The 9,194-nt window shown below is 48.4% G+C and carries 9 protein-coding genes; 2 read left to right on the forward strand and 7 right to left on the reverse strand.

The window, feature by feature from the left end; genetic code table 11:
- From ABY802_RS14765 to ABY802_RS14775, 3 genes are all read right to left on the reverse strand, one after another.
- On the reverse strand, window positions 1-543 hold a 543-nt coding region (locus ABY802_RS14765), incomplete at its 3' end, for a GNAT family N-acetyltransferase (protein WP_372627893.1).
- Window positions 544-656: 113 nt separating this feature from the next.
- Complete coding sequence (locus ABY802_RS14770; RefSeq protein ID WP_372627894.1) at window positions 657-2,027, reverse strand: ribonuclease J; 1,371 nt, start codon at window positions 2,025-2,027, stop codon at window positions 657-659.
- Between the two features lie 87 nt (window positions 2,028-2,114).
- Window positions 2,115-2,543: a potassium channel family protein gene (locus tag ABY802_RS14775; RefSeq protein WP_372627895.1), complete on the reverse strand. Its 429-nt coding sequence runs from the start codon at window positions 2,541-2,543 to the stop codon at window positions 2,115-2,117.
- Between the two features lie 249 nt (window positions 2,544-2,792).
- Between ABY802_RS14775 and katG the strand changes: the two genes are divergently transcribed.
- Entirely contained in the window at window positions 2,793-5,045 is a 2,253-nt protein-coding gene (gene katG / locus ABY802_RS14780) for a catalase/peroxidase HPI (RefSeq protein ID WP_372627896.1), read from the forward strand.
- Window positions 5,046-5,108: 63 nt separating this feature from the next.
- Here the strand turns inward: katG and ABY802_RS14785 are convergent, their stop codons facing one another.
- Both ABY802_RS14785 and ABY802_RS14790 read right to left on the reverse strand, forming a co-directional pair.
- Complete coding sequence (locus ABY802_RS14785) at window positions 5,109-6,389, reverse strand: DEAD/DEAH box helicase (protein ID WP_372627897.1); 1,281 nt, start codon at window positions 6,387-6,389, stop codon at window positions 5,109-5,111.
- A 42-nt stretch (window positions 6,390-6,431) separates the two neighbouring features.
- Window positions 6,432-6,737 (reverse strand): DUF6172 family protein, encoded by a 306-nt coding sequence (locus tag ABY802_RS14790; RefSeq protein ID WP_372627898.1) that lies wholly within the window; start codon window positions 6,735-6,737, stop codon window positions 6,432-6,434.
- Between the two features lie 207 nt (window positions 6,738-6,944).
- Here ABY802_RS14790 and ABY802_RS14795 point away from each other — a divergent pair, with 207 nt between their 5' ends.
- A complete protein-coding gene (locus tag ABY802_RS14795; RefSeq protein WP_372627899.1) occupies window positions 6,945-7,865 on the forward strand; it encodes a hypothetical protein in 921 nt (306 codons plus the stop codon).
- Between the two features lie 19 nt (window positions 7,866-7,884).
- Here ABY802_RS14795 and ABY802_RS14800 read toward each other — a convergent pair whose 3' ends face one another.
- Together ABY802_RS14800 and ABY802_RS14805 are read right to left on the reverse strand one after the other, a co-directional pair.
- Complete coding sequence (locus ABY802_RS14800; protein ID WP_372627900.1) at window positions 7,885-8,391, reverse strand: GNAT family N-acetyltransferase; 507 nt, start codon at window positions 8,389-8,391, stop codon at window positions 7,885-7,887.
- A 69-nt stretch (window positions 8,392-8,460) separates the two neighbouring features.
- Window positions 8,461-9,054 carry a DUF1294 domain-containing protein gene (locus tag ABY802_RS14805; protein ID WP_372627901.1) on the reverse strand — a complete coding sequence of 198 codons (594 nt, stop codon included), beginning with the start codon at window positions 9,052-9,054 and terminating at the stop codon, window positions 8,461-8,463.
- Window positions 9,055-9,194: the final 140 nt, after the last annotated feature.

A 9,194-nucleotide genomic window follows, 5' to 3' on the forward strand; every position in this document is an offset into this window, starting at 1 on the left:
ATCAATATTCTTCCTGTATAGCACCGCATCAACTTCACCCAGTGCGTCCTGATGCCGGTAGCGCTTAATAAACTGCATGCCCAGTTTAACCATTACGCCAATTGAACCGGCATTGTCTGGCGTGGTGATCGCTGATACATATTGCACTTCGTTATTATTTGCTACTACTGCTTTGGCAATCGCAGCTGCCGCCTCGCTGGCATAGCCCTGGCCCCAATACAGCCGCTTAAACCGCCAGCCCAGTTCAATATTATCGGTACTGGGTGTGGCAGTATTAAAACCCATTGGCCGGATTAATACCCAACCCAGATAAGCGTTGTCCCCTGTCCGACATACCTGCCAGATCCCATAACCCCGTTTGGGGTTACGGTACTGGGCCATTCGCGGCAAAAATATCTCGGTAATCTGTTGCATAGAGGTCCGTTTACCACCATTCAGATAGCGCATTACCTCTTCGTCCTGATCAACTTCGAATAATAACGCCGCATCTTTTGCAGACAATAAACGAAAGCTCAGTCGCAGACTGGCGGGTATCGCAAGCATGTTTATAAACCTTGTAGACAAAATACCAGTGCAGCGTAACCGCTATTGGTTACATTCTTTAAAAGTAACCTAAGGCGGTTACCTTAACAATTTTAAAATAAGAGGAGACTTGGTTAATGCTCTACGGCAATCCGGCCGGTTGCCACCGCCTGATGCCAGATACGTGGCTGTGGTGCCAGCACAAATAAATCACCATTCTGGCCAGTAAATTGTTGTCTTACTCCCGCCGCCTTCGCCACCGCGGCATTGGCCTGAATATGTGCCGCTTCGCCATGCACCGGCACAGCAATAGCGGGCTGCACATAGCGATACATTAAGTCGAGCTCGCCCTGATTCGGATGGCCGGACACGTGAATAAGCTCTGGGCTGTCAGCGCTTTGTAAAGTGCGTACTTTCAGTGCTTTTAATTGGGTTATTAACCGGCTAACCAGCATTTCATTGCCCGGAATTAAAATAGAGCTAAACAGCACCAGATCATTTTCTTCCAAAATTAAATGCGGATGACGTTGCTGTGCTAAGCGGCTTAGCGCAGCGCGCGGCTCCCCCTGACTACCTGTGGCAACAACCAGTACTTCATTAGCAGGCAAATAGCCAATATGTGAGGACTCAATTAACGGAATATCATCCGGCCAGTAACCGCAGGCCCGGGCCGCCCCAACCATATTCTCCATCGCACGACCAAACAGGGCTAAATAGCGGCCGGTTCTTCTGGCAACGTGGCCAAGGCTGATTAAGCGACCAATATTACTGCTAAAGCCACTGACCACCACCCGCTGTTTTTCATGGCGGATGACTTCAAATAAGCCCTTGAAGCAGGCGGTTTCAGATCCCGAAAAGCCAGGCCTTAGCGCATTGGTGGAGTCACACACCATGGCGGTAATGTCCTGCTTCGCCAAACGCTTGAATACTTGTGGTTTAAACGGCTTACCGGTCATCGGGGCATTATCAATTTTCCAGTCTGCCGTATGAAATACCTTACCGGCCGCCGTGGTGATCAACAACGCCTGGGGCTCCGGTATCGAGTGGGTAATACTTAGCCAGTTTATTAAAAACGGACCAATATTGCAGGTGCCGCCCAGTGGAATTTCAATAATAGGCATATCTTGTGATAAGCCACTGCGGGCTATTTTACGGCGCAAAATTTCGGCGGTAAAAGGCGTGCAATACACCGGGCAACCGAAACGCGGCCATAAAAACGGTAAGGCACCAATATGATCTTCATGGGCGTGGGTAATAATAATCCCGGCCAGTAGCGCCTTATGCTTGACGATAAACGCCGGATCAGCCGCCTGTACCTCTGCGGTAATAGGGCTGGAAGTCGGTTGCAACGGATTATAAAACGTCACCCCGCAATCAACCATCAACCAGCTATTATCATGGCCATAAAGGTTAAGATTCATGCCAATTTCGCCACAGCCGCCAAGGGGTAAAAACCAAAAATCATTGGCGCCAGGTATCAGATCAGTAGGTAAACGGGCAGTCAAAACGACATCCTTTGGCTAAAACAGAGAGATATTGTACGCAGTCAACGCGGCTTTAGTACACCTACATCATGCAATTAAGCATAAGCCCTATTTCCGGCTACTCCAATTGCGCTGCATTTCAATAAACAAAAAAGATGCTGTCCAGGTAATAAGCACCAGACCGGTCAGTGACTCAATGCCGGTTAAATACCTCAGCTCGCCTGTGGGTTCAATATCGCCAAACCCTACCGTACTGAACACGGTAAATGAAAAATATACGCAGTCCATGATACTGCCATCAAAATTACCGTTTAATTCACCCCAACCATCAGTCCTATGCATCAGGAAATACGCCAGCGCAAATACCCAGATTTCCAGCGAATGAGCAATAAGTGCTCCAAACACCCCCACCACAATCCGGTAGCGGTGCTTAATGTTCATCTTGGGAAGCATCACGGTGAGCCGGTACAAAAACTCGTAATGAATAATTACCACAATGGCGACAACCAAACTGTTTAACAACCATACGGAAATCATCTATTGCCCCTGGGTAAAATTAAACAAACACGACTAGCAACATACAGCACCCTCATATCAAAACCCACCTTAAATCGTTTTTATAGTTCAGGGCAATCAGTTTATTTCACATAAAACTATCAGGAACTTACTATACTCTATTTATTGTTGTGCAGCGCCCACCGTTTTCGCAAGGTAGTTCCGGTGATTAACCGCTAACAACACGCGACTGTAAATAACAACCACAGATAACGTTAAAGGACGCGAGTAATGAAAACACGAGCATTTAGTAAAACAATACTGGCCGCTACCATGAGTATGCTACTGGCATCAGGCGCTGCCTTTGCAGACAATACTACCAGCAAACCACAAGGTGCAATGGGTACTGGTGCGGCAAAAGAAGGTGCCGTAAGAAATAATCAATTTTGGTGGCCGGATCAACTGGACTTATCAGCACTGCGTGACCACGACGCACGTTCAAACCCCTACGGCGTTAACTTTAGTTACGCTGAGGCGTTTAGTAAACTGGATCTGGCTAAGGTTAAACAAGATATCAATGCCCTGCTCACTGAATCACAAGACTGGTGGCCGGCCGACTTTGGGAATTATGGACCATTCTTTATCCGCATGACCTGGCACAGCGCCGGTACCTATCGAACCCTGGATGGCCGTGGCGGTGCCGGTGGTGGTCAGCAACGCTTTGAGCCGCTGAACAGCTGGCCGGATAACGGTAACCTAGACAAAGCACGCCGTTTATTGTGGCCGGTAAAACAAAAATACGGTGAAGCCTTATCCTGGTCTGATTTAATGGTATTAGCAGGGAATGTCGCGCTGGAGAATATGGGCTTTAAAACATATGGCTTTGCTGGTGGCCGGGCGGATGACTGGGAACCTGATATGGTGTATTGGGGGCCGGAAGTGGAAATGCTGGCCAGCGATCGGGAAGATGCCGATGGCAAGCTGCAGCGGCCACTGGGTGCTACCCATATGGGGCTGATTTACGTTAATCCCGAAGGCCCCAAAGGGGTGCCTGATCCAATGGGATCTGCCAAAAATATCCGGGTAGCGTTTGAACGGATGGCGATGAATGACGAAGAAACCCTGGCACTAATCGCAGGTGGCCATACCTTTGGTAAAATGCACGGTGCACACAAACCAGCAGATTGTGTTGGCGCAGAACCCGCTGCAGCCGGTATTGAAGAGCAAGGCTTTGGCTGGAAAAACAAATGCGGCAAGGGCCACTCAGAAGATACCGTTACCAGTGGCCTGGAAGGCGCCTGGACCCAGGCCCCTACCCGCTGGACCTCGTTGTATTTAAGCAACTTGCTTAATTTTGAGTGGAAACAAACCCGCAGCCCCGCTGGCGCCATTCAGTGGATCCCAACCGATGAATCACTGCATAAAGCCGTGCCTGATGCACATATCGAAGGTAAATTTAACCCGCCGGTAATGACCACTGCGGATTTAGCACTGAAAGTTGACCCGGAATATCGCAAAATTGCAGAACGCTTTTTAGCCAATCCGGAAGAATACCGCTTAGCCTTTGCTAAAGCCTGGTACAAATTAACCCACCGCGATATGGGCCCGCCACGCAACTTTCTGGGTAGCGAAGTGCCGGAAGATGTGCTGGTATGGCAGGATCCAATTGATCTTAAAACCCAATCCACCATTAACGAGCGGGATGTTAAAGCCCTTAAAGCCAAAATTATCGACACCGGTTTAACCGTACCTGAGTTGGTGCGAGTGGCCTGGGCCTCTGCTGCCAGCTATCGTGATACTGACATGCGTGGCGGTGCCAACGGCGCCCGGATTGCTTTAGCCCCCCAGAAAGACTGGGCGGTAAACAACCCGGCTGAAACCGCTAAGGTAATAACAGCACTAAAAGGCATTCAGACTGACTTTAACAAAAGCAGACGTAAAGTTTCACTGGCCGATCTTATTGTGCTCGGTGGTGCCGCTGCCGTTGAAAAAGCCGCGAAAGACGCCGGTTACACCATTACGGTGCCGTTTACTCCAGGGCGCGGCGATGCCACGCAAGACATGACAGATGTTAATGCGTTCAGCTTGCTGGAATTAACCGCTGACGGTTTCAGAAATTACTTTGATAAAGATGCCAGCTACAAATCGCCAACAGAAATGCTGGTGGATAAAGCTGACCAGCTGGATTTAAGTGTGCCGGAAATGACCGTGTTGGTTGGTGGTCTGCGCGCACTTGACGCCAACTATCAAGGTGCAAAACACGGAGTATTAACCACTAAACCTGGTACTTTAAACAACGAATTTTTTGTTAACCTGCTGGATATGTCTACCGTGTGGCAAAAAGCTGACACTGAAGGCGTTTATCAGGGCTTAGACCGTAAAACCGGCCAGCAAAAATGGACAGCCACCTCTGTTGATCTGATTTTCGGTTCAAACTCAGAGCTGCGTGCAGTAGCCGAGGTATATGCTTTTGATACCTCTAAACAAAAGTTCGTTGACGACTTTGTCAAAGCCTGGACTAAGGTAATGAATCTGGACCGTTAAGCTTTGCTGCTGTCATAAAAAAAAGGGCCTGCGGGCCCTTTTTTACTGTTATTTTGACAATAATTATTTAGTTCGGCCTGGTTTAGCCGCAGACCTGGCTTTTGGTTTTGTTTTTGCCGGGCTTACCTGATCTATCACGGTTGCGGTGGCTTTGTTAGACCGGCCGGTTAATACCTTGCGAGAAATGCTTTTTAGCAAAGAACCACGATTACTTACTTCGAAGCCCGGTTTATTGATACGGGTAATAGTGCTTCCTATCAGCTTCTGGATCCGCTCCAGGGTTTGTTCCTCTTCCCGGCTGACAAACGAAATAGCGGTACCCGAGGCACCGGCCCGGCCAGTGCGGCCGATACGGTGCACATAATCTTCTGGCAGATAAGGCAGGTTAAAATTCACTACATAATCCAGGCCCTGAATATCCAGGCCGCGGGCCGCCACTTCAGTGGCAATTAACACCTGCAGCTCAGCCGATTTAAAATCAGCAATTGCCCGGCGTCTCGCTCCCTGGCTTTTATCTGCATGACATACCGCAGCATTTACTTTGCGCTTTTGCAGCTCCGCTAACAAACGGTCGGCCTGCTCTTTGGTACTGGTAAATACCAATACCTGAAACCAGTTATGCTCTGCCAGTAACTTTTCAAATAATTCAATTTTGCGGCTTTCTTCTACCGGATACACCACATGGTTTACGGTATCTGCAGCACTGTTAGTTTTCGCTACCCTGATTTGCTGATGATTACGCAGTATTTTATGCGACAACTCATTCACCGCAGGTGATGTGGTTGCTGAAAACAATAAGGTCTGGCGTTTAGTGGCGGTTTGTTGCAACAGGTTAAATACATCACTACTAAAGCCCATGTCTAACATGCGGTCGGCTTCATCCAGCACCACAAATTCCACGTCACTGAGTATTACGTTGCCCAGCGAAATATGCTCCAGCAAGCGACCGGGAGTACTAATCACAATATCTACGCCGGCTGCCAATTTACTGGCCTGGCCGCCCATTTTCACGCCGCCGTATAACGCTGTGGCGGTTAGTGGCAAAAACTGCGCATAGCCAGTAACGGCTAGCGCTATTTGCTCTGCCAATTCGCGGGTTGGCGTCAGGATCAGCGCACGCGGGCGCTTCGCCGCGGTCGCTTTGGGCTTATCCAGCATTTGTTGTAACACGGGTATAGCAAAGGCAGCAGTTTTACCAGTACCGGTTTGGGCGGTAACCTGTAAATCCTTACCGCGACGCGCTGGCACAATGGCCTGCTGTTGCACTGGGGTCATTTCGCTGTAACCGTATTCAACCAGGCCGCGTTGTAACTCTGTAGCTAAATCTAAAGATGAAAATTGCATAAAGGTTCCTCTGTAGAATCGCTACAGTTTATAAGAAAAAGATTATTCAGCGTCGTCAGCAACAACGCGCGGTTTATGGTTAGCGGCCCTGGCCAGAATTTCCAGATAAAACGCCGGTAATTCCTCTGCCGCTGCAGCATCAATATGTTTATTGATTTCTGAGGTGAATATTGGCTTTGCCTCAGGCTCTGACGCACCAAAACGACAATCGAATGTCCAGTAATCTTTGCCCTCTGGTAACGGCTTACGACGTTCGCGGTTTAGATACTTTTTAATCTCATGCTTTATGGCATCGACTAAACGAGCAGGTTGCAGCTTAGGGTGAGTTAACGCGAATGTTTTTTTCATCAAAAATCCTACAGGTGGGCACAATCACAACACAAAGCTGAACGCGCGAAATAAAGCGCGCATTCTACATGGTTAAGCTTAAGATAACCGCTTCTATCTGCTATTTTGTAGTATATTTAAGCAGAAAGTTGGCAATTGACGGCAGCATAGCGAAGCGGCATAGTGAAAAATTAATAGGTCTGTATAGTAACCGGTAGTTATATTTCTATGCGTATTGCTGTTGTTTTTATCATACTACTCGCTTTTAAACTGAGCGCCTCGGAAAACCTGAGCGATCATGAGCAATTTTGCCAGCAAAATGCCAGCATAAGTTGTTCACAATACCTTGAGCAACAACTCGCTGCATTGTCCCCATATAGCCACGGTTGGTATCGGATAAAAGGCTTTCAGCTTGATTATCTTTTTGATCAACATCAGTTTCAGCTATTACAAGCGGAGACTGAAGTGTTGCTGCAACAGCAAATGCTGCCAGATATGCTAAAACTACAAGTGTATTTTTATTATGCGAAAGCGCTCTTTATTAACGGCCAAGCTGACGTTGCAAAGCAATATGCCAGTGACGCCATGCTGATGCTACAGGAAGTGTACACCGCTTTTGGCAACCCACTGCGGATAATCGAATTAGCTAACTTACAATACTCGTTGGGTCAGCTTGATCAGGCCAAGCAATTGCTCAACCAGGTTGAGCTGAAATATTCAAAAAGCAAAGACTCGCTGGTTCTGTTTGAACTTTACTCAAACCAAGCGCATATTAGCCATCAACGCGATAAGCTTGACGAAGCCGCACAGTATCGAGCTGAAGCACTGAAGGCCGCCTATGCTCTGGAGCATAACAACAAAATTATTATAGCGATGGGTAATCTGGCACGCACTAAGCAGCTGCTTGGGCAATTGCAAGTCGCCTATGAGCTGTATGAACAGTCGCTGGCTTATACCGCTAATCCGGAGTATCAGGTACAACATGCTATTCATCTTATTAGGCTGACAGAAATCTGCCTGCAGCAGCAACAGCCTGCACAAGCCCTCACTTTCTATAGCCGTGTCGATCCGAAAGTTTTAGGCGCACACCACCACCAGCTTTATCAGGAGTTTGGCAAGGCGCTGGGTGTCGAAATACCAGAAAAATAAAGGTCCATTAATTAAGCTTTTACCATATCAATTGCATATAACTCGCCTGCTCATCCTGATAACTGCCAAGTGCCGCTGCTGCAGCCGCCGTAGGCGGCATAACCACCTCAAAGCCCTGGCGCTGCCAATACGGCACCGAGCCCTGCACTGCCACCAGTGCCAATTTACTAAGCTCCAGCATTACCGCATACTGCTTCGCCATTGCCAGCAACTGGCTGGCCAGCCCCAACCTACGCGCTTGCGGATCCACAGCCATATCGTGTAAATACAATAACTGTGGCTCGCTACTCGGGGAAAATGTCGACGCCAGCGGCGTCACATAACCATTGATGGATGGATAGCTAAATAAATATGCCAACAGCTCGCCGGCGTTGTTCTCTGCCAGCCAGCAACTGTTAGCTGCCATCTGTAAACGCTGGCTTAGCAACTTCGGGCTTTCATACAAAGCATCGCTGTAGCAGCTATCTTGCAACGCCACTACTGCCGGTAAATCAGCCTGCCTGATTAAACGATAACTCACACCCATAGCGGTTATTCTGCCAACAACAAAAGGCGCACTATAACAAAGAAGCGGCCGCGATTAACGCTATTGCTGTCAAAGCACTGACGATATCAACCAAACTAATGCCGCGATATTAAACAGCACCGTGGCGCAGAACATCAACCGGAAACTGCGTTTCTTTGATTTATGTCTTATGTAGTTTTGCGCCAGTAAAGCACCGGGCCAGCCGCCAACTAGCGCCATAAGTTGCAATGTTGACTCGCGGGTGCGTTGCCCGGCATTTTTCGCCTGCCGTTTATCCCAGGCATACATCGCATAAGTGATAACACTGAGAATGGCATAGCCGGCCGGTACAGAGTAATGCAGTTTGCCAAACCAGAAGCCACCGGCCAGTAACAAAAAGAACCCAAGCACCAGTTTTAGCGGCCAGCTCCCCGCCACCCTCGCGGATTTAATCACCTGCTTTTCGCCAGCATAACTTACCTGCTGTGCCTGATTGCGACCTTGGGGATCTTTGGCAACAGAGTAGGTTACCACCTCACCGACTTGTGGCCGGCGGCCACGGTTTTGTATTGCTTTCGCATGTAAAAACACCTGCTCAGCTTTTTGCGCAGGCTTTAGCATCGGCTGAATAAAGCCAAAACCTTTGTCATCATCCCATTGGGTTATTTTGCCTTTCTGGCGCATTTAATGTCTCGTTCTCACTATGTTTTTTGGGGATATTTGTAAAAGGAAGTCTACGGCGCCTGATAGTGATATAGCTTATTGTCTGCGCCATACAGGGCAATGTTGTCTTTAAAAGCAAAGCCCAGTTTCAGCAGCAAGGC

The organism is Arsukibacterium sp. (assembly GCF_041616895.1).
In the GTDB taxonomy this organism is placed as follows: Bacteria; Pseudomonadota; Gammaproteobacteria; order Enterobacterales; family Alteromonadaceae; genus Alishewanella.